The sequence below is a fragment of the Cronobacter sp. EKM101R genome (assembly GCF_963888145.1).
Taxonomy (GTDB): Bacteria; Pseudomonadota; Gammaproteobacteria; order Enterobacterales; family Enterobacteriaceae; genus Cronobacter; species Cronobacter turicensis.
Map to the genome: position 1 here is coordinate 394,515 of NZ_CAWPHW010000012.1, position 18,198 is coordinate 412,712.

Genomic DNA, 18,198 nt, shown 5'->3' on the forward strand with positions numbered 1-18,198 from the left:
GAGGGAGCAAAATGCAACAGAGTAAACTTAGCGCTATCACGTATTATTATTTACCCGATAAGAATGAGGGGTATTATTGCGTGGGGAATAAAGGCGCCTGCCAGCATTTCGCTGAAGAGGGCGCAAAAATTATTCCCTGGTCTAAAGACCCTGAATTTGATGATGGCGTCGTCTCTCTTCGTCTGGTGCTTACCGACAAAAATGTGAAATCGCTGAAGGGTAAGCCACCTCAGTGGCTGTCAGGCTTATCTAATCTGACGTTTCTACAAATGCCGCTTGAATTAATGGTGAATATAGAGCCGGGTGATCTTCCCGTCGGGCTTAAAAGTTTAATGTTAGTTCACTCTGAAACAAGTGTTTATTCCGGTCCCATTGCATGGCGTGTGCTTGCTGAATCGACTGCATTAGAGGCGTTAACATTACAAAATGATTTCGGTTCAGAATCGTGCGCTGCTTTTACTTATGCCAGTGACTTTCAGATGCTGAATTTATCGTTACTGTCTTATGATTCTGCTAAAAACGGGAAGCTTGTCACGCTGATTGATAACAATAAATGTTTCGAGTTAATCAGTATTGATAACATAACCACAGATGAAATAAGTTCAAACGCGGTAAGGAATGCCACCGGGCTAAGTTTGATCGGCGTAGATAAATCCATAGATCTTCATTCACTCGAAGGCCTGAGCAATCTGGAAGCTATTTTCATCAATGGCGCAAAATGCGAAATTGATTGTAGCGTTTTTGATAAAATGCCAAAAATCAAAGAAGTGGAAGTTATTAATAGCAAGAAAATGGCGAATCCCGCTGCGCTGTTAGCTAACCGAAACATTAAAAACCTCGTGGTGGTGAATTGTGGAAATCCTTTTAAAAAGGCCAGGAGCGAGGTGAACCCTTCTGACTACGACATTCTTGATATATATTTTTCATGAATTTTTTGTAGGGTGATTGCTTATCGTACAATTATCCTTCATTGAGAATTTGCCCTCCGCGGGTGCGCTTCGCTTACCCGCGCTACACGGTATATTTGTTATGTCATTTCCGTAGGGTGGGTAAGCGAAGCGCACCCACCGATCAGGTTAAAACCGCGGGTGCACTTCGCTTACCCGCGCTACACGGTATATTTGTTATGTCGTTTCCGTAGGGTGGGTAAGCCTGCGCACCCACCATCAGGCCAAACCGGCGGGTGCGCTTCGCTGACCCGCCCTACAAATACACCGGCCAGGTTTAATCCCATACCACCCCTTTTAAAAGCGCATAATCATAAAGCCGGTCGCGGGCGATATTTTTCATCTTCACTTCGCACATAATGTCGAAATCGGTAAACGAGAGCGCCCAGTCGTTCAGCGTGCTGTTGAAATAATAATCGGAATGCGCGCGCAGTTTGGTTTTCGGGACGCCGAGTTGCGACTGCTCAGGAAATCCCTGTTCAGGGATAAGCCCTTCCTGAGAGATGGAATAATGCAGAACCGGCCGCACGCCGCGCCATGAGGCTTTTATTTGCGCGATGCGCGGATCGTCCGGTGTAATAAACGCATTCTCTTTTACCCAGTAGTGGTGAATATCCAGCACTATCGGGCACAGCGCCTGCGCCTGGAGTACATCATCCAGCGAGCAGGATATTTCGTCGTTTTCCACCGTCAGCATCCGCTGCGCCTGCGGGCTTAACCGGCTAAACGCCTCATGAAAACCCGCGAAACCGCGTTTGCCGTTCATATGAATATTGATTTTAAAATCCTGAAACTGCTGGCCGTACCCCATCATTACCGCGCAGAGGGCGTGATATTCCACATCCTCAAGCGCGCGATCGACAACGTCAGGATTATCTGACGCTAAAACCGAATACTGGCCGGGATGAAAGGAGAGGCGAATATCATGCGCGCGCGCAAATTCACCACAGCGGGTAAATAACGGCGCCAGCTCGGTGAAAAATTCCTGATAGACCGGGCCTGCCTCCGGCACGGTATAGAGCGGCAGGAGATCGCTGCCGATGCGCATCATCCTTAAAGCGGGGGGTAGCTGCGCAAGCTGCTCCAGCGTCAGATAAAGGTTATTGAGATTCGTCTGCGCGAGCTGAGATAACAGCGCCAGACGCGGCGCATGATCGAGACTTAAAAAGCGGGTGCGGGTGGTCGATTTAAACGGGAATTCCTGTTTGAGCCCTGAATCTAAAAACTTACATGCGAAACCTAATTTCATGCACCCTCCGGTTGTCTGTGATTTCAGTGTAGCAGGCTGTAAACCGGGCGTTTCGTCAGGCTGTAGAGCCTGAGTTTAAGCAAAACCGTTATACTGTCCGTTTGCGGCGGACATGCCGCGTTTTCACGGACTTATCAGAAACGACTTATGAAATTACTTTCCTGGCGCGTTGTTCTTCCGGTTATCGCCTGCGCGGCGCTGGCGTACTGGTGGCTGACGCCGCACTTCAACGATGAAGATAAAGCGTATTACGCCTCGGTGTTTTGTACGGTGCAGAACCAGCATCAACGCCCTGATGACTGGGCGGCGGCGATGGAAAACGTGATTGAAGGCAGCAACAACGATTACGCGCTGCAACGCCAGCACTATTCCGCCGCGCTTGGTCGTGAGGTCATCAGCACCTGGCAGGGGCTGGATGACGCGAAACGCGCTGCGCTTATCGCCGCGCCGCAAACCTGCGGCGAACAACTTGCTCACCTGATGCGCTGATCATGCGCCAACGGGCGGCTACACTCAGTGGAGGATATTTACTTCGCTGAGGTCGCCTTGCTGTCCGGACATAAATTTCTCGCCCTGAGCGGGTTTTCGCTTATTGCCGCCGCCTACGGACTGGCGCGTTTCTCCTGGGGATTACAGTTACCTGATGTTATCCGGGATATCCCGATGTCCCCGACGCGGGTCGGCGCGCTCTCGGCGGCGTCGTTCGCGGCCTATGGCGTGGCGAGCGTGGCGTCATCCTTTTGCACTGCCCGCACCGGGCCGAGGCTGCCTGCGCTGCTCGCGGGCCTGTTCGCGATTATTGGGTTGATCGTGCTCGCCCAGGCGACAGAGCCGCTCTGGCTGGCGATAGGGGTGATCTGCGCCGGGATTAGCTCCGGGCTGGTCTCGCCGCCGATGGCCGAAGCGGTCAACCGCGAGGTGACACCGGCGCAGCGCCCTGGCGTTAATACGGTTATCAATGCCGGAACGGGCGGGGGCATCATTTTATCCGCGCTGGCCGTGCTGCTGATGCCGGGGCAATGGCGTGAGATCTGGCTGGTCTTCGCCGCACTCGCGCTTATTCCGACGCTGATTGCCTGGCGCGCTATGCCCGCCGGGGCGGTGGGTGAACGCCTCTCGCTGAAAACCCAACTGGCGGCGCTACGGCGGCCCGCACTGCGCCCACCGCTGATTATCGCCCTGTTAAGCGGCGTGGTGAGCGCGGCGTACTGGTCCTTCGGGCCGCTGATGTTTCAGTCGCAGGCGGGAATGGAAGGCCGCGATATCACGCTGCTCTGGCTTGTCACCGGCGTGGCGGGTTGCTTTGGCGTATTGACGGGCGTGCTGATTGCCCGCGTTGGCATTAATCACGCGCACCGCCTGATGCAATTGCTTACCGTGGCCGCGTTCGGCCTGCTGGCGCTCTGCGTCTCACACCCCTGGCTGTGCTGGGGCGTGGCGGCGCTCTATGGTTTTGCCTATATCACGCTCTCCGGCGTACTGCTGGTCAGCGGGGTGGCGGCGACAGGAGAGTTTCCGGCGGCGGGCCTCGGCGCGGTATTTCTGCTGCTGGCGACCGGCCAGATGGCGGGCTCCGCGCTCTTTGGCGCGCTGCTGGACACATTAAGCGCCGTACCTGCGCTCGGCATTTTCGGGGCGCTGGCGTTACTCGCGCTCTGTTTACCCGCTGAGCAAACGCCAGCGCGTAACCCGGATATATGCTCAAGAAAGCGAGCCGCACGCCGATAAACATCTTATAAAGCCGCGCCTTAATGGCGCACAGGGCGTAAGCGTTATACCTCGGGAGCTTACGCATGGCTTGCGGTTCTGCCGGCGGAGTGCCGGAAGAGTGTATTCAGGAATGTTTTAGTGCCGGTCGAACAAGCAGCGCATCGCTGTAATGGACGTCGAAAAAACGAAACCGGAGGTTGAAATGTATTCCTTCATAGCGCGGCAGCCTATCTTTGACGCGTCGCTGAACACGGTGGCTTACGAGTTACTCTACCGGGACGGGCTGACCAACGCCTTTCCGTCTGTTACCGCCGAGTTCGCCACCAGCCAGCTGCTTGCCGATCATTTTCTGGTCACGCCGTTACAGCGCTTGTCCGGGAGACATACGTCATTTATCAATTTTCCGTATGAAATGATCGTCAACGGGCTGGCGCAGTCACTGCCGCGTCAGAATGTCGTGATAGAGATTCTTGAGAACAGCGTGCCGGATAACGCGCTGTTTACTACCGTGCGCGAGATGTACGAGCAGGGCTACTGCTTCGCGCTGGATGATTTCACGCTGGAGAGCGAGTGGAGCCGTTTTTTACCCTATATCAGCGTCATTAAGTTTGATATTCAGTCCACAAGCGTTGAACAGATCAAAGCGTTCCTGAAAGCGCACCCGAATCTGCGCTGTAAACTGCTGGCTGAAAAAGTCGAGCAGCGCGAGGAGTTTGATCAGTATCTGCAGCTGGGCTTTCATCTTTTCCAGGGCTATTTCTACAGCAAGCCGGAACTCATCAAGACGAAAAAGCTTCCTGAACAAAAAGTCTTTATCCTGGAGCTTATCCGCGAGGTGAACGCGGCCCGCCCGGATATGGCGAAGATCGAAAAACTGATCAGCCGCGATGTGGCGATCACCTATAAGCTGATGCGCTACGTCAATAACATCAAGTATCAGCATAACTATCACGCGAATGCCGAATCGCTGCCGTTTCGCAGCATTTTCGCGTTTCTTGGGCTCTATGAACTGAAAAGGTTCATTACGATCCTCGCGGTCACGCACATTAGCGATACCTCGGTGAGCGAGCTGTATAACGTCAGTCTGGTGTACGGGCGCTTTTGCGAACTGGCGGCGCACCGCATCGGCGGCGTGAGCGAGGATGACGCATTTATCACCGGGCTGTTCTCGCGCCTCGATGCGATTATGGATATCCCGATGGAGACGTTGCTTGAGCAGATTTACGTCTCGAAGGAAGTCAAAAAAGCGTTGCTTAACCGGGAAGGCGTGCCGGGCGCGCTGGTTCGGCTGTGCGAGGCGTTCGAGTGCGCCGACTGGCCGGAGGTGGTGAATGTGGCGCATGAGCTGAATCTTACCGAGCGGGATATCATCGATATGACGCATGAAGCGGTGAAATGGGGTGATGCCATCATCTGATATTTTTGACGCAGGCGGCCCGGCTGGCGCCGCCTGCGCGCCATCTGGCTAAAACACGGTTTCGATTATTCCGTCATTCTCGCGCATCTTGACTACGCTTTTACAGGCACGCTGACGTGCGGCGCCTGGGCGCTGCCGTCGCTGGTTCTGGATGACTTCAGGAGACGGACATGCACCCGCACACGACCGCACGATCCCCGGCAGCCGCCGTGGCGCTTTATGAACTGCTCAATCCCATTCCTTTAGGCTTCTTCACGGCCGCCTGGATTTTCGACATCCTCTATATGAAAAGCTACGTGCAGATGTGGACCGATGCCGCCAGCTGGCTTATCGCTATCGGCCTTGTGATCGCCATTATTCCGCGCTTAATCAGCCTCGGGCAGATCTTGCCGGGACGTCGCCATCTGCATGGCCCGGCGCAGCGGCTGCACTTCTGGCTGAATCTGGTGGCGATCGTGCTGGCGATATTCAATGCCTTTATTCACAGCCGTGATGCTTACGCCGTGGTGCCTGCGGGCGTCATTCTCTCAACGCTGGTTGTGGCGCTGATGCTGCTGGCCAACGTTCAACTCGCGTTACGCCAACGCGCTGCTTAAGGAGAAGCCCGCATGAACAACATTCATCGTCTCGCGCTGGCCGTCTCGCTGGGCGTTCTGCTTAGCGGCTGTGATAACAGCGCCACGCTCGATCCGCAAAAACAGGTCGGGCCCAATCCGGAACTCCCGCAAGCGAAAAACTTCCTGCTGCCGCCGATGCAGGTGCCGGAAGGCGTGGCGTGGAAAGAGGGCGAAATGCCGAAAGTGGCGCAGGGTCTGAAGATTGAAAAAATCGCCGATGGGCTGATGCACCCGCGTCAGGTTTATGTGCTGCCCAATAACGATATCCTGATTGCCGAATCCAACGGCACGCCGAAACCGACCACGCGCCCTAAACAGTTGATCATGGGCGTGGTGCAAAAGGCATCGGGCAAGGGCGGGCCGGGCGGCAATCGCATCACGCTGCTGCGTAACGTTAACGGTAAATGGGAAAAGCATACCTTTATTGAAAACCTTAACGCGCCGTTTGGCATTCAGCTCACCGGCAATACGCTGTGGGTGGCGAACGCCGACAGCCTGGTGAAATTCCCGTATCAGGAAGGGCAAACGGCGATCCGCACGCCGGGCGAGGAAGTGACTGAACTGCCGGGCGGGCCGATTAACCATCACTGGACCAAATCGCTGCTGGCAAGCCCGGACGGCAGCAAGCTCTATGTGGGCGTCGGGTCTAACAGCAATATCACGGAAAACGGCATCGGCGCGGAATATCGCCGCGCGGCGGTGCTCGAAGTGGACGCCGCCACCGGCGCCAGCCGTATCTATGCGAGCGGCCTGCGCAACCCGACCGGCCTCCAGTGGGAGCCTGAGAGCGGCAAGCTGTGGGCGATTGTTAACGAGCGCGATGAAATCGGCTCCGATCTGGTGCCCGATTATATGACGTCGGTACAGGAGAAGGGCTTCTACGGCTGGCCGTACAGCTATTTTGGCAACCACGTCGATAAACGCGCTGAACCACAGCGCCCGGATCTGGTGGCAAAAGCGATCAAGCCGGATTACGCGCTCGGCTCGCACGTGGCGCCGCTTGGCCTGCATTTTTACACCGGCGATAACATGCCGCAGTATCGCGGCGGGGCGTTTGTGAGCGAACACGGCAGCTGGAACCGCTCGCCGCTCAACGGCTATCAGGTGGTGTGGGTGAAATTTGAAAACGGTAAACCGGTCGGGATGCCGCAGCCGGTCGTGACCGGTTTCCTGACGGACGATCAGAAACAGGTGCGCGGGTTGCCAGTCGGCGTGACGCAGGATAACAGCGGCGCGCTGCTGATTGCCGACGACGCCGGTAACGCTATCTGGCGCGTCAGCGCAGCGAAGTAAAAACAGGCCGCCGTCGGGCGGCCTTTTTCCCTTCCGAAGAGGGCGCATTTACGCCTGCTATACTTTTAATTCATTCATCAGCAAGGAGTTCACGATGCCGGAATCCACCCAACGCGACGGGATGCCCTATTTTCTGTTTCTCTGCGACGGCCGCGTGCTGGCGCAAAACATTGACGGCCGGATTATCGACCTGGGCGAAGCCCGCGACGAGAATGGCACGTTCGCCTGGCGGCTTGATGGCAACGATGAGCATGGCGAAGGCCTGAAGAGCGCCTCCGCGGTGCTGGACGATATCGCCGCACATCTGGAGTTTCTGTTTATCGACGGGCAATTTACCAGCCTGCCGGATGTCTCTGGCGACTACGCAGGCAGGCTTGATGACGCGCCCGCTAAAGAGATTGTGCTTAATGAACTGAGTGACAAAGGCGGCGACGATAACCCGCCAGCGGTATAAGGCCCGCGCAGGGCAGGGGACAGCGAGGCCACAGAAGACGGTGGCCTCAGGATTACCCGCGGTTGCTGGCGAGATCGGGAGTGGAATTATGATTCATCGTCACCACCTGACTGATATTATCCGGCAGTCGACGCGCTTCTAAATATACGGTTTGCCAGTAAGGATTATCTAATGAGGAGCGGGTGACGCCTTTACTGGTTGAGGCATGAATAAATTCGCCGTCAGAGTCATAAAAGCCGACATGCAGCGCGCCCTTAATACGGAAGAACACCAGATCGCCCGGACGCAGCTTATTTTTATCAACGCCTTTCCCCATCTGAATTAATTCCCGCGTAGTGACGCGCGCCATCGGCAGATTAAATCTGTCATGCAGGGTACGCCAGACAAAACCCGAGCAGTCGATCCCGTCACGCTCTGTGCCGCCCCACTGATAAGGCGTGTCGCGCCAGGTGTTCATCTGGTCATGAAGGGCGGCGATAACGGGGATCAAATCCGGCCGGTGTTGGTTTGCGGTGGTATCAGGGAGCGGAGCGTTGGTTTTCGGTTCTGGCGACTGGTGAGCGCATCCTGTCAGGTAAACACAAAATAAAAGGGCGAATAAAGGTTTGGCGCGGAAATCCATATCGTCTCACTGACAAGCGGTTTTATATATTGGGTGCCGGAATTTTTACTAAAAACGTGGCTCATCGCCAGCGCTTTCTCATCCTTTACACTTATTGACATTAAGCGGCAATAATATTTCTCGCGAGAGGTATTTTGGCGTAGGTATTCATATTCAGAAACAACTTAACCCGAAATAAAGGCTTTACAGTAGGTTATTACGCTAATTATGGCTTAATAAATAACACGCCGTAATTATCCCCGAACATAATTAAGTCACCCTGGATGCCTGTGTCCAGTATGACGTCTGCGGGTGCGCTGCGCTTACCCGCGCTACGTGTGTCGTCAGCAGATGTTAAAAGTATCGCGGTCGGTTGCTGAAAAGAGCGAAAGCGATCAATCCGCGCATACAGTCAGAATTGTATGCACGCTCAGGACATGCGCCGTTTACAGAAGACGCCGCGCGGGTTAACGCGCAACTGGCACAATTCGCTGATAACGCCGTAGCGCGGGTAAGCGAAGTGCACCTGCGGAAAATAATATAAAAACGGTGCGCTACGTGAAATCTGAGAAAAGTTGTGAGGCTCAGGCCAGCAGATTTCGCGTAGCGCACCGGGAGAGATTGAGAGGTTTATGTCTTAAGCGGGCGCAGACATGCAGGGCAGGCAACAGTAGCGTCAGGCGGCCAGGGCGATACGCGTGGTTCCGATGCCAGATTCAATTTAACATAATATACATTATGCGTACTAAAGGAGGCTCCCGGCGATGTTCAGTAAATTCTGGCTGAAATCCCTCGCGCCGCTATAAGGTTCTACAGGTGCGCATGACGCCTGAACACAACCGCGTTCCATATCCAGAGACGTTGATGGCGAGACCGAAACGCCGGACATAACGTGGAGAGAAAACTTATTCCGTTAACAACCGGATGCTCGCAGCAATCGGACCCGGCGCCATGCGCCGCTGCCTGCGAGCGGCCTTGATACTTCGCATGTCACGTTGAATTAATTGCCCTCTGCGGGTGCGCTTTGCTTACCCGCGCTACGGGTTCAATCGCTGATGCACGAAATCGATAAACGCTCTTGTTTTCGCGGGCAAAAAACGCCGGTTTGAATACACCGCGAATAGTTGCAACGGCGCTGCCGCTTGTTCAAACTCAACTTCGATGAGCTGTCCATCACGAATGTAAGGCTGGCAGGCTTGTTTCGCCAGAATGGCAAAGCCGACGCCGGCGATGGCCGCGCGTCCCGCCATCTCTCCGCTATTGACGCGATAATGCCCTTTAACCTTTATCGTCTCGAACTCCCCTTTTCTGTTCACAAACTGCCAGGGAGCGCCTTTCAGCGCGCTTACCGTTGTAATACAAGGCAGTTCTTCAAACTGCCGTATTTCAGAAGGCGTACCATAGCGCTGGATCACCGAGGGCGCGGCGACAATGGTGCAAGGAATGGTCATCAGATGTCGGGCGATATAATCACTGTCATCCATCTGCCCTCGGGTGATAATGATGGCTACATCAAGATCGTCCCGCAGGGATTCAAAACCTGACAAATTGGTGATGCAACTGATTTCCAGGTCAGGGTTTTGGCAGGCGAAATCGGCAATAGCAGACCCGAGTAATGCCGGGCCTGATTCATTTGGAATACAGATACGCAGCGGTCCCTTGAGTTGCATTTGACGCAACATTAATTCTGTCTCCGTTTGCTCAAGCGCCTCCAGTAATGGCTTCGCCCGGCTATAAAGCAGGTGTCCCGCCTGAGTCAGTTTCATGTGTCGGGTGCTGCGTTCAATGAGTTGCAGATTCAGCTTTTCTTCTAACTGAGCCATGCAGCGGCTGATATTGGATGTCGGCATTTGAAGAAGTTTCGATGCCCCGACGAAACTCTCTTTTTCTACTACCGCAATGAACACATTCAGGGTTTTAAAATCCAGAACCGGGCGCATCGATTATCCCATATATGATAATAATGATTACCATTTCTACCATATAATAATCAGCATTGATAGCAGTTACAATCAGGTATCTTTTATCGTCGGGTTGCTTGCTATGCCACAGAATACACCAATCTTTAATCATAACTCTTTAATGCGGATAGCCCTTGTCGTGGCTTTTATCCAGTTCACAAATGCTCTGGAATATATGGCGTTAACGCCCGTTTTTACCTTTATGGCTGACGAATTTTCGGTTCCTGTATCGTTTTCGGGCTATGTCTCTGGCATTTACACGCTGGGTGCGGTTATTTCTGGAATAGCGGCGTTTTATTGGGTTGAGCGGTTTAATAAAAAGCAATTCTTGTTCAGGAATATGCTGCTGCTGGGAGTGCTTACGTTTTTGTGCACGGTAACCACATATTTTTATACGCTGCTGGCAATACGATTTTGCGCTGGCCTGGTGGGTGGTACGACAATGGGCGTCGGCATGAGTATTTTGATAAATTATGCTCCTGCACAATCACGCGGAAAAATGCTGGCAACGGTAATTGCCTCATTTTCGATGGTAAGCATTGTCGGCATGCCAGCGGTCATGTTTTTATGTACGCATTATGACTGGCGGACTTCATTGTGGTTAATCAGTGTGTTATGTCTGGTTTGCTTACCGCTGATCATATTTATCCTTCCCCGTGATGCGGTTTCATCGGGCGTAAAGGCCAAACTCTCTTTTGATACGCTAACCTTATTTTTCGCTTCCTGTAATGCACTGGTGCAGTTCAGTCCCATGCTTATTATACCCATTCTGACGCCGCTAATGATTCACTCTATGGGAGCGCAGGAAAGCCTGTTGCCGTTATTATTTTTAAGTGGAGGCGTTGCAGGTTATATCTCTACAAAAATAACAGGCATCCTCACGTCGCGTATATCTGCCGTGGCGCTGTCATCCCTTTCAACGCTGTTACTGGTAGCGAGTTTGCTCATTCCTGTGATGGGCTATCAGAACGTATTTGTCTTTATTATCCTGTTTCTTGGCGCCTCATACAGCCGACTGGTTTGCGCATCAGCTGTGGTGGTCCACTATCCTGCGGATGCGCAACGGGCCAGTTTTTCTTCACTTCAGACAGCACTGATGTATCTGATAACCTCACTCGCCTTCTTTCTGTCTTCCTTATTACTTCCTGACCACGCCATAAGCCCGCATGACCTGAACAGGCTACTGGTGATAAGTGCGTTAAGCGCCGCGGGATTTCCGGTAATGGTCGTCATACTGCAGAAGAAACTGGCTAAACGCGCTGTCAGTCATAAAGCCAGCGCCCGGCCCGCGCGGAGTCAATAAGCATGCCGATCGTGAAAAACGGCACCTGGGGGATTTCGCGTTTGCGCAATGGATTGAGCATGACGCTCAGCGGCGGATCGGGCGGATAATAAGTGGTAATGGAGAAATTGCCGCGCGCCACGCCAAACGTCGTAAAGAAATCCTCCATCAGCGCCAGCGCTTCGTCATCGTCCAGTTGCAGATCAAAATCCAGATCGGTCTGTTCGGTCAGTTCAGGTTTCCCGAACAGGTAAAAGCCGTCGTGCTTGCGAACGTGTGCAAAGACTCGCGCTTTCAGGCTGTCGGTTGTCATCATTTCCTCAGCGCTTATCGCTGCGCCAGCGCCTGGCGTTCAACCCGCGCGATAAAATCGTTCTTCAGTTGGCTGTAAATGTCGGACTGAAAGCCGCTGTCGCGGGCGGCGGCGAATTTGACCTGCGCATATTCCTGCATAACAACATCGTGACGGCGCAGATAATCGCGAAACGCCAGGTGGCGCGTCACGTGCTCGCTTGCGGCGACGAACGCGTGGAGATGATGTGTGCGCACAACGTCGCCTTTGATGAAATAACGCCTGCCCGGAATACCATATTCACCGCGCGGCGTGTAGCCCAGCGCCCGCATCGCGTCATTACGGGCGTCAAGCTCAGCAAGACCGGTAACTTCAATCAGCATGTCGATAACCGGTTTGGCCGCAAGCCCCGGCACCGACGTACTGCCAATATGATGAACGGCCAGCGCAACGTCGCCGAGCGCTTCGCGCACCCTTTTCTCTTCCTCAGAAAATTGCGCAGGCCATGCCGGATTGTAGGGTTCCAGCGTAATCTGTCGTCCGGCCATCCTGTTCTCCTTTATTGATTCAGGCTGGCTGAATCGTTTCTGTGGTGATTTCGGCACCCGGCATCATCGCGGTTAAACCGTCAGCGAGTTCGCGGGCGGCGGCTTCTGCGGCCTCCACCGGCATTTCGGGTAAGCATTCCAGAATAAACCACATCGCCTGCGCCTGCGAATCCAGCCGTGTGCGCACGCCCTGACGCCAGTTCCAGCGGCGACAAGTGACGCCCGCATCGTCGCGCCAGACGGGTTCGCCGGGATCCGGCGATTCATTCACCGGTTCGCCGTCTTTAAAGGTATCGAATACTTCGCTGCCGCAGGCGATCACCAGCCGCGGCTCGCCCTGGTACGCCGCGCGGTTCTCCCCGCCGATCGGCACGGCGTATTTGATACTCACGGCGTTATAGAGATCAACGACCGGATCGAGCGACGCCATGGTGCCGTCACGCGCAACCCGTTTGCGCAGCGCCTGCGCGGAACACGGCGTGCGTTTTGGCTTCGCGCCGAACGCCTGAAAAACGGCGTCCCAGGCGGCAAGATGGGCCTGCGCCCATGGAAAATCGTTCTCTTGCACGTGGCGGCACGCGACTTCCAGCGCCCTTCTTCCGACGGTTTCATCAGCCAGCGGCGCGGCGATGACATTAATGCTAATGGCGCGGAAACCCGGCGCGAGCTGCGCGATTTCCGGGGCAATTGACGGTCTTAAGGGTTTCATCGGATAATCCTGTAATGACTATTTTATTTCATGGTAATGACCAGTGACCCAAAAAGTCAATATAATGACTGAACCAGGCGCCGATATTGACTCGCTCAGCGTGGCCCTGGCGCAGCGGCTGAAAAGCTGGCGCAAAGAACACAATGTCACACTGGACACGCTTTCGCGTCGCGCGGGCGTCAGTAAAGGCATGCTGGTCGAGCTTGAAAAGGCCGCCGCTAACCCGAGCATTGCGATCCTCTGTAAGATTGCCGCCGCGCTGGGTCTGTCGGTCGCGGATTTACTGGATGTGGCGAGTCAGCCCGCGGCGCGCCTGATTGCGGCCTCGCAAATCCCGGTGCTGTGGACGGGGGATTATGGCGGTAAGGCACGTCTGCTGGCCGGAACCAGCGGGCCGAATATGGTGGAACTGTGGCGCTGGGAGATGCGCCCGGGCGAGCGGTTTACCTCGCCGGGACACCCTCAGGGCACGGCGGAGCTGCTGCACGTTGAGCAAGGCATTCTCACGCTTTCCGTCAATGACGAACGTTTGCACATTAACGCGGGTGCCTCCGCTATCGCCCGCACTGACGCGCCGCACGGTTACGCCAATGAACAGCAAACGACGCTAATCTTCACCATGACGGTCTACGAACCGCATTAACAGGCACTATTACGTGACAACGTCACCTAAAACCGCTTACTCAGCGTCAGGCGGTTAACGGTTCCCGCGTCATACTCCACTTCATCGACACAGGCGAAAATCAGCATCAACCCTCGCCCGCCTTCACTCATCAGCGCCGTGTCGTCGTCCTGCGCGCAATCGCGCGCGGCATCCAGTTTTCCATCGGGAATAGCATTACCGTTATCGGTGAACGTCACGCATGCGCCCGCGTCGTCGTGCTGAAACTCAACGGTAAATTCACGCGTCGGCGTCTCTTCCAGCGCATGGCGGATGACGTTTGCCGCCGCTTCGCACACCGCTAAATCGAACGCGAAACGCCAGTCGTCATCCACCGGCAGCGACGCCATAAAGTGCGCCAGCGCGTCGGCGAGCGGGCCCAGCGCATCGAGCCGCGCGGGAAGCGTCAGGACGGCGCTCATCGGCTCATCCTTTTTGCAACCGGGCCAGCGCAGCGGCGCGGTCCGGGCAGAGGATAAACACCCTGTCCATGCGGGTCAGCTTAAACATATTCATGATGTTGCTGTTCAGCGAACAGAGCGCCATTTCCCCTTTGCCGTTCATCTGTTTAAAGAGCGCAATCAGGGTGCCGAGGCAGCTACTGTCGATAAAATCCACGCGCGAGAAATCGATAATCAACCCGCCCGTAGTCCGGCTTATCTCTTCACTTACGCCCTGGCGAAACGCGGCGGCGACCGAGGCGTCAAGCCGTCTCACCACCGGCGTTATCACGTTCACGCCATCAAGATGTTCAGTTTCAAGATTCATCGCGCACTCCCTTAAGGCTTCGTTCAATAATTAACAGCGATACGTCGTCGGCCATCGCCACCTGATCGCCCTGCTTTCTGGCGCGCCAGTCAGCCAGCTTCTCGTGCAGCGCGGGGAAAATGGCGTCCAGCGGGCTGGAAACGTGACGTTGTAACCACTGTTCCAGCCGCTCGTGACCAAACTGCTCCTGCTGTGGGTTCTCACACTCCGTGATGCCGTCGCTGTAGAGGCATAACCGGTCGCCGGGGCGCAGCGTAAACGAAGCCTCTTCCCAGCTTAAGCTTTCCAGTAAGCCCACCGGCGCCCCGCCGCTGCCGACACGGGTAATAGAACCGTCTGGGTGTGTGATAAACGGCGTCGGATGCCCGGCCTGACAGAGTTTCCCCTCGCCGGTTTCGATGTCGATAACGCCGTATATCATCGTGAAGTAACTGACGATTTCCGTATCGTCATGGCAGAAACGCTCGTTCAGAATGCGGATAACCTCATGCGGCGCGGTCACGCCGTCGCCGTCGAACAGAAACCGCTCTACCGCGCGTCCGTGCAGGAACTGGCGCGCCACGGCAAGCGACATCATCGCCGCGCCCACGCCGTGGCCCGCCACATCCACGCAATAAAAACCAAGATGACGGTCGAGCGGGAAAAGATTAAAGATATCGCCAGAGACATATGCCGATGGCACAAACAGCCAGTCGGCGAAGAAGCTGTCGTACTGCATGCGCCGCCCTGGCAGCACCGAACGCTGTAACTGCGCCGCAGCCTGGAGATCGCTTTCGATTTGCGTCAGCGCCTCGCGCAGCCGCGCGTTACGGGCCGCGAGCGTCGCTTCCAGCTCCAGAATTCGCTCGCCCGCATGCAGTCTGGCGCGCAGCTCGCTCTGGTTGACGGGCTTACTGAGAAAATCATCGGCGCCCGCCTGAAAGCCGAGCGCCAGATCGTCCACACTCTCACGCGCGGTTAATAAAATCAGGTAGATGTAGTGTTCCTGGAAGCGCGCGCGGATCTCCTGGCAGAGCGTCAGGCCATCCATCACAGGCATCTCCCAGTCGCTCAGCACCATATTGACCGGCTGTGTGGCCAGCACGTCCAGCGCCGCGACGCCGTTAACGGCTTCCAGCACCTCGTAGCCCCACTTTCCCAGCATGCTGCCGATCAGCCGCCGGTAAACGGTAGAGTCATCAACAATCAAAATCCGCTGTCTGTCCGGCATCGAAGCTCCTCAGAGGGGTAAATACCAGATAAGGCTGACGGTGCCCTCGCGGAACTTGCCGTTGCCGCTTGCATGGCCCGGATACCGCGTGCCGCTGTAGTTGGCATACTGAAGCGAGAACGTGCCCGGTTTATAGCCTGCATAGCCGAAGCTGTAGCTGTAGTCGCCGTTCCACGGCTGCTGCTGGCTGCTGTCCGGATACCAGAACGCGGTGGCGCGCACGAAGAAATGTTGTTTCAGGGTATAGCCGCAACCGCCCAGCACCACATTCTTATTGCTGCGGATGTCATTACTGTTGAGATCGTAATAGCGCGGCACCCACGTATAGCCCACCTGGCAGATAATCGAATCGTCTTTGTTAATCAGCAGATGTTTCTCCAGCGGTTTCGGCAGCGAGAATTTATACGCCGCCGTCACGCCGCCCTGTTCAAAATAGCTGTGACGTTTGTTGCCCGATGGCCAGATGTGGTTATCGCCATAGTTGCTGTAGACGAGGCTGAAGGTGTTGGCGTGCCAGTCATCGTAGCCAAAGCTGTAACGGAAATCCGTGGTATAGCGGTTTAAGTCGCGCACCGGCGCGCGCAGCGTGACGTTGGCGAAGAGATAACTCCACGGCGAATATTGCAGGCTCAGGTTGAGCGTCTGGTTAATTTTGTTGGTCTGCGACGCCGTATCGCTACTGTTCGGGATCGTGACGTATTGCTCTTTCAGCCCGCTGTTAAAGCTCAGCGCGCCGGAAAATTTCTTATCGTTACCCGAAAACAGCCGTCCCCAGCGGCTCGTGAACACGCCTGCCTGGATAGGTTCGGATTCGTTATCGGCGCTGGCCCCGCTCTGCGCGCTCGCAGGCGTCTGTGCGGCAAAACCCGGCTGCGCCGCCAGCGCGAGCGTTGCCAGACCGAAGCAGTGATATATCCTCGTCATACCCGTGTCGTTCCTTAATTGGGGATCCAGCGTCCGGCGACATCATATTTCGCCATCAGCCAGAGAATGCCCAGCGCCACGCTGTGAACCAGCGTATTCACAAGCCAGGCCTGATGCCATAAATCGAAATGCACGACCTGACTGACCAGCAGCACCACATAGACATGCAGAATAAAGGTGTAAAGCGAGTGCTGGCCGAGCGGGATCAGAAACCAGCCGGTCAGGCGGTAGAGCGGCGTCCAGCACCAGGTCAGCAGCAGATAGACCGTGACCATCAGACAGAAATCATTCAGCACCCGCAGCGGCCCGAGGCCGTTTTTGGCCGCCCAGGTGTGGTAAATCATGTTGAAATCCGCCGGTGAAATCACATGCATCAGCAGGCCTGGCGGCATAAAGGGGTTGGTATGGTTCTGGGCGATAAACATCATGACCAGCGCGCAGATAACCATAAAGGTGACCGTCACCTTGCCGGGACCGGTGCGAGCGAGCGACAACAGCTCCTCTTTGTACCAGCCGCAGGACATCCCCAGCACGTAGATGAACTGCCATGCCATCAGCGGGAACGCAAACTCAAACTCGCTGGCGGTCAGACGAAACGGCGTCACCTGATACAGGCCATAAACCAGCGCCGACCCGGCAATCAGCCACAACGTTTTACGATAATGCAGCAGCGCCAGAAAAAACGGGCTCATTAACAGGAGAAAGACGTAGAGACCCAGAATTTGCGTCTGGTGTGGGCCAATTTGCAAAAACAAAATAATGTTGAACCAGGTTTCTTTAATTTGCGGCGTAGTCGGAAACAGCGACCAGCTATTCCCGGAGAAACGATCGACAAAATGGGTTATTTCAAACGTATTAATAAGAGGTATTTTTGATAGCAGCAGTACGCTCAGGATAATAATGATATTAACCAGATAGATCTTCCACGCGCGCCGCCAGAGGGTCCAGCCGACGGTCAGTAAAACAGCCTTTTGCAGGCGCTGACGATTGAGCATGCCGAGCATAAATCCCGCCAGGATCACAAAGCCTTCGGCCCCTGTCGTTAATCCGAATCGCTCCCACGTCAATATATTAAATATCGACATCACTTCCGTATGGGCGACCACCATCATCACGAGCGCGATGCCACGCATCAGGTCGATACGCAGATCGCGCCGGTCGGCCGCTACGTAGCGCCAGGAGACGCGCGCGCGCGGCATGTCGCGGGTTGAAGCTACGCTTGCAGAATCGCTCATCGGCATGGTTTCTTATCGGCTGGGGCCGCCTGTTCCCGGCGGCGCAATATATTCTGAGTATTATCAGGAAAGTGTATACGGCAATAAGCGGCTGTCAGCGTTTCGCGGAAAATATATTTTCCCCGGCGGGTAAACGAAAAGACGAAGCGGCGCAAATTCTCATGTGAATTTATCCTGCTGGAAAGTTTAGCGCGGGCATCTACAATCACTTCATAAACTTAAAACGAATGCACTGCTATGCCAGAGATATTTCGCTGACGGTGAATAGTTGCCTTTGATAATTATTTCCCGCCACTGTCTTTGTTGTGTCTGGATGATGA

20 protein-coding genes and 1 pseudogene are annotated in these 18,198 nt (G+C 55.0%); 10 read left to right on the forward strand and 11 right to left on the reverse strand.

Going from position 1 to position 18,198, the window contains the following annotated elements; all coding sequences use genetic code 11:
* Positions 1-11: 11 nt before the first annotated feature.
* The gene (locus tag AACV31_RS10385) at positions 12-929 is read left to right on the forward strand and encodes a hypothetical protein (RefSeq protein ID WP_165153958.1); all 918 of its coding nucleotides are present in this window, start codon (positions 12-14) and stop codon (positions 927-929) included.
* Positions 930-1,224: 295 nt separating this feature from the next.
* On the opposite strand, the gene AACV31_RS10390 is transcribed toward AACV31_RS10385, so the two are convergent.
* Positions 1,225-2,196 (reverse strand): UV damage endonuclease UvsE, encoded by a 972-nt coding sequence (locus tag AACV31_RS10390; protein WP_165153960.1) that lies wholly within the window; start codon positions 2,194-2,196, stop codon positions 1,225-1,227.
* 147 nt (positions 2,197-2,343) lie between these two features.
* Between AACV31_RS10390 and AACV31_RS10395 the strand changes: the two genes are divergently transcribed.
* The 6 genes from AACV31_RS10395 to AACV31_RS10420 all read left to right on the forward strand — a co-directional run bounded on the left by AACV31_RS10395 (position 2,344) and on the right by AACV31_RS10420 (position 7,687).
* Complete coding sequence (locus tag AACV31_RS10395) at positions 2,344-2,685, forward strand: hypothetical protein (RefSeq protein ID WP_165153962.1); 342 nt, start codon at positions 2,344-2,346, stop codon at positions 2,683-2,685.
* Positions 2,686-2,712: 27 nt separating this feature from the next.
* Positions 2,713-3,924 carry an MFS transporter gene (locus tag AACV31_RS10400; RefSeq protein WP_165153964.1) on the forward strand — a complete coding sequence of 404 codons (1,212 nt, stop codon included), beginning with the start codon at positions 2,713-2,715 and terminating at the stop codon, positions 3,922-3,924.
* A gap of 184 nt (positions 3,925-4,108) precedes the next feature.
* Positions 4,109-5,323, forward strand: a complete 1,215-nt coding sequence (locus AACV31_RS10405) for an EAL and HDOD domain-containing protein (RefSeq protein WP_075197897.1) — start codon at positions 4,109-4,111, stop codon at positions 5,321-5,323.
* Between the two features lie 170 nt (positions 5,324-5,493).
* Positions 5,494-5,919 (forward strand): DUF2231 domain-containing protein, encoded by a 426-nt coding sequence (locus AACV31_RS10410; protein ID WP_165153966.1) that lies wholly within the window; start codon positions 5,494-5,496, stop codon positions 5,917-5,919.
* Between the two features lie 12 nt (positions 5,920-5,931).
* Entirely contained in the window at positions 5,932-7,233 is a 1,302-nt protein-coding gene (locus AACV31_RS10415) for a PQQ-dependent sugar dehydrogenase (protein ID WP_165153967.1), read from the forward strand.
* Positions 7,234-7,327: 94 nt separating this feature from the next.
* Complete coding sequence (locus tag AACV31_RS10420) at positions 7,328-7,687, forward strand: hypothetical protein (RefSeq protein WP_007761198.1); 360 nt, start codon at positions 7,328-7,330, stop codon at positions 7,685-7,687.
* Positions 7,688-7,739: 52 nt separating this feature from the next.
* Here AACV31_RS10420 and AACV31_RS10425 read toward each other — a convergent pair whose 3' ends face one another.
* Complete coding sequence (locus AACV31_RS10425) at positions 7,740-8,309, reverse strand: C40 family peptidase (RefSeq protein WP_165153968.1); 570 nt, start codon at positions 8,307-8,309, stop codon at positions 7,740-7,742.
* A gap of 355 nt (positions 8,310-8,664) precedes the next feature.
* Here AACV31_RS10425 and AACV31_RS23180 point away from each other — a divergent pair.
* Positions 8,665-8,832 (forward strand): annotated as a pseudogene (locus tag AACV31_RS23180) (alpha/beta fold hydrolase); the annotation flags it as partial.
* Positions 8,833-9,325: 493 nt separating this feature from the next.
* Here AACV31_RS23180 and AACV31_RS10430 read toward each other — a convergent pair.
* Positions 9,326-10,228 (reverse strand): LysR family transcriptional regulator, encoded by a 903-nt coding sequence (locus AACV31_RS10430; RefSeq protein WP_165153969.1) that lies wholly within the window; start codon positions 10,226-10,228, stop codon positions 9,326-9,328.
* 103 nt (positions 10,229-10,331) lie between these two features.
* Here AACV31_RS10430 and AACV31_RS10435 point away from each other — a divergent pair, with 103 nt between their 5' ends.
* Positions 10,332-11,552 (forward strand): MFS transporter, encoded by a 1,221-nt coding sequence (locus tag AACV31_RS10435; RefSeq protein WP_165153970.1) that lies wholly within the window; start codon positions 10,332-10,334, stop codon positions 11,550-11,552.
* On the opposite strand, the gene AACV31_RS10440 is transcribed toward AACV31_RS10435, so the two are convergent.
* The 3 genes from AACV31_RS10440 to AACV31_RS10450 are packed head-to-tail and all read right to left on the reverse strand — an operon-like array spanning position 11,512 to position 13,080.
* Positions 11,512-11,844 carry a DUF1493 family protein gene (locus AACV31_RS10440; RefSeq protein WP_007761205.1) on the reverse strand — a complete coding sequence of 111 codons (333 nt, stop codon included), beginning with the start codon at positions 11,842-11,844 and terminating at the stop codon, positions 11,512-11,514. The two genes, AACV31_RS10435 and AACV31_RS10440, sit on opposite strands and share 41 nt — an antisense overlap.
* 14 nt (positions 11,845-11,858) lie before the next feature.
* Positions 11,859-12,371 (reverse strand): GrpB family protein, encoded by a 513-nt coding sequence (locus tag AACV31_RS10445; RefSeq protein WP_165153971.1) that lies wholly within the window; start codon positions 12,369-12,371, stop codon positions 11,859-11,861.
* A 19-nt stretch (positions 12,372-12,390) separates the two neighbouring features.
* Positions 12,391-13,080, reverse strand: coding sequence for a B3/B4 domain-containing protein (locus AACV31_RS10450; protein ID WP_165153972.1), 690 nt, complete (start codon positions 13,078-13,080; stop codon positions 12,391-12,393).
* 43 nt (positions 13,081-13,123) lie between these two features.
* Between AACV31_RS10450 and AACV31_RS10455 the strand changes: the two genes are divergently transcribed.
* A complete protein-coding gene (locus AACV31_RS10455) occupies positions 13,124-13,723 on the forward strand; it encodes an XRE family transcriptional regulator (RefSeq protein WP_165153974.1) in 600 nt (199 codons plus the stop codon).
* 26 nt (positions 13,724-13,749) lie between these two features.
* Here AACV31_RS10455 and AACV31_RS10460 read toward each other — a convergent pair whose 3' ends face one another.
* The 5 genes from AACV31_RS10460 to opgC are packed head-to-tail and all read right to left on the reverse strand — an operon-like array spanning position 13,750 to position 17,878.
* Complete coding sequence (locus AACV31_RS10460) at positions 13,750-14,163, reverse strand: ATP-binding protein (protein WP_165153976.1); 414 nt, start codon at positions 14,161-14,163, stop codon at positions 13,750-13,752.
* Between the two features lie 4 nt (positions 14,164-14,167).
* Positions 14,168-14,509, reverse strand: coding sequence for an STAS domain-containing protein (locus tag AACV31_RS10465; RefSeq protein WP_007761229.1), 342 nt, complete (start codon positions 14,507-14,509; stop codon positions 14,168-14,170).
* Positions 14,499-15,719: a PP2C family protein-serine/threonine phosphatase gene (locus AACV31_RS10470; RefSeq protein WP_165153978.1), complete on the reverse strand. Its 1,221-nt coding sequence runs from the start codon at positions 15,717-15,719 to the stop codon at positions 14,499-14,501. Before AACV31_RS10470 ends, AACV31_RS10465 begins: the two co-directional genes overlap by 11 nt.
* 9 nt (positions 15,720-15,728) lie before the next feature.
* Positions 15,729-16,643 carry a hypothetical protein gene (locus AACV31_RS10475; protein WP_165153980.1) on the reverse strand — a complete coding sequence of 305 codons (915 nt, stop codon included), beginning with the start codon at positions 16,641-16,643 and terminating at the stop codon, positions 15,729-15,731.
* Positions 16,644-16,657: 14 nt separating this feature from the next.
* Positions 16,658-17,878 (reverse strand): OpgC domain-containing protein, encoded by a 1,221-nt coding sequence (gene opgC / locus AACV31_RS10480; RefSeq protein WP_165153982.1) that lies wholly within the window; start codon positions 17,876-17,878, stop codon positions 16,658-16,660.
* Positions 17,879-18,198: the final 320 nt, after the last annotated feature.

Excerpts from the sequence above, each read along its gene's own strand:
- AACV31_RS10385 (WP_165153958.1), top strand. The coding sequence starts at position 12 with ATGCAACAGAGTAAACTTAGCGCTATCACGTATTATTATTTACCCGAT.
- AACV31_RS10445 (WP_165153971.1), bottom strand. The coding sequence starts at position 12,371 with ATGGCCGGACGACAGATTACGCTGGAACCCTACAATCCGGCATGGCCT.
- AACV31_RS10420 (WP_007761198.1), top strand. The coding sequence starts at position 7,328 with ATGCCGGAATCCACCCAACGCGACGGGATGCCCTATTTTCTGTTTCTC.
- AACV31_RS10425 (WP_165153968.1), bottom strand. The coding sequence starts at position 8,309 with ATGGATTTCCGCGCCAAACCTTTATTCGCCCTTTTATTTTGTGTTTAC.
- AACV31_RS10390 (WP_165153960.1), bottom strand. The coding sequence starts at position 2,196 with ATGAAATTAGGTTTCGCATGTAAGTTTTTAGATTCAGGGCTCAAACAG.
- AACV31_RS10410 (WP_165153966.1), top strand. The coding sequence starts at position 5,494 with ATGCACCCGCACACGACCGCACGATCCCCGGCAGCCGCCGTGGCGCTT.
- AACV31_RS10470 (WP_165153978.1), bottom strand. The coding sequence starts at position 15,719 with ATGCCGGACAGACAGCGGATTTTGATTGTTGATGACTCTACCGTTTAC.
- opgC (WP_165153982.1), bottom strand. The coding sequence starts at position 17,878 with ATGAGCGATTCTGCAAGCGTAGCTTCAACCCGCGACATGCCGCGCGCG.
- AACV31_RS10415 (WP_165153967.1), top strand. The coding sequence starts at position 5,932 with ATGAACAACATTCATCGTCTCGCGCTGGCCGTCTCGCTGGGCGTTCTG.
- AACV31_RS10450 (WP_165153972.1), bottom strand. The coding sequence starts at position 13,080 with ATGAAACCCTTAAGACCGTCAATTGCCCCGGAAATCGCGCAGCTCGCG.
- AACV31_RS10435 (WP_165153970.1), top strand. The coding sequence starts at position 10,332 with ATGCCACAGAATACACCAATCTTTAATCATAACTCTTTAATGCGGATA.
- AACV31_RS10460 (WP_165153976.1), bottom strand. The coding sequence starts at position 14,163 with ATGAGCGCCGTCCTGACGCTTCCCGCGCGGCTCGATGCGCTGGGCCCG.
- AACV31_RS10465 (WP_007761229.1), bottom strand. The coding sequence starts at position 14,509 with ATGAATCTTGAAACTGAACATCTTGATGGCGTGAACGTGATAACGCCG.
- AACV31_RS10405 (WP_075197897.1), top strand. The coding sequence starts at position 4,109 with ATGTATTCCTTCATAGCGCGGCAGCCTATCTTTGACGCGTCGCTGAAC.
- AACV31_RS10430 (WP_165153969.1), bottom strand. The coding sequence starts at position 10,228 with ATGCGCCCGGTTCTGGATTTTAAAACCCTGAATGTGTTCATTGCGGTA.
- AACV31_RS10440 (WP_007761205.1), bottom strand. The coding sequence starts at position 11,844 with ATGACAACCGACAGCCTGAAAGCGCGAGTCTTTGCACACGTTCGCAAG.
- AACV31_RS10395 (WP_165153962.1), top strand. The coding sequence starts at position 2,344 with ATGAAATTACTTTCCTGGCGCGTTGTTCTTCCGGTTATCGCCTGCGCG.
- AACV31_RS10475 (WP_165153980.1), bottom strand. The coding sequence starts at position 16,643 with ATGACGAGGATATATCACTGCTTCGGTCTGGCAACGCTCGCGCTGGCG.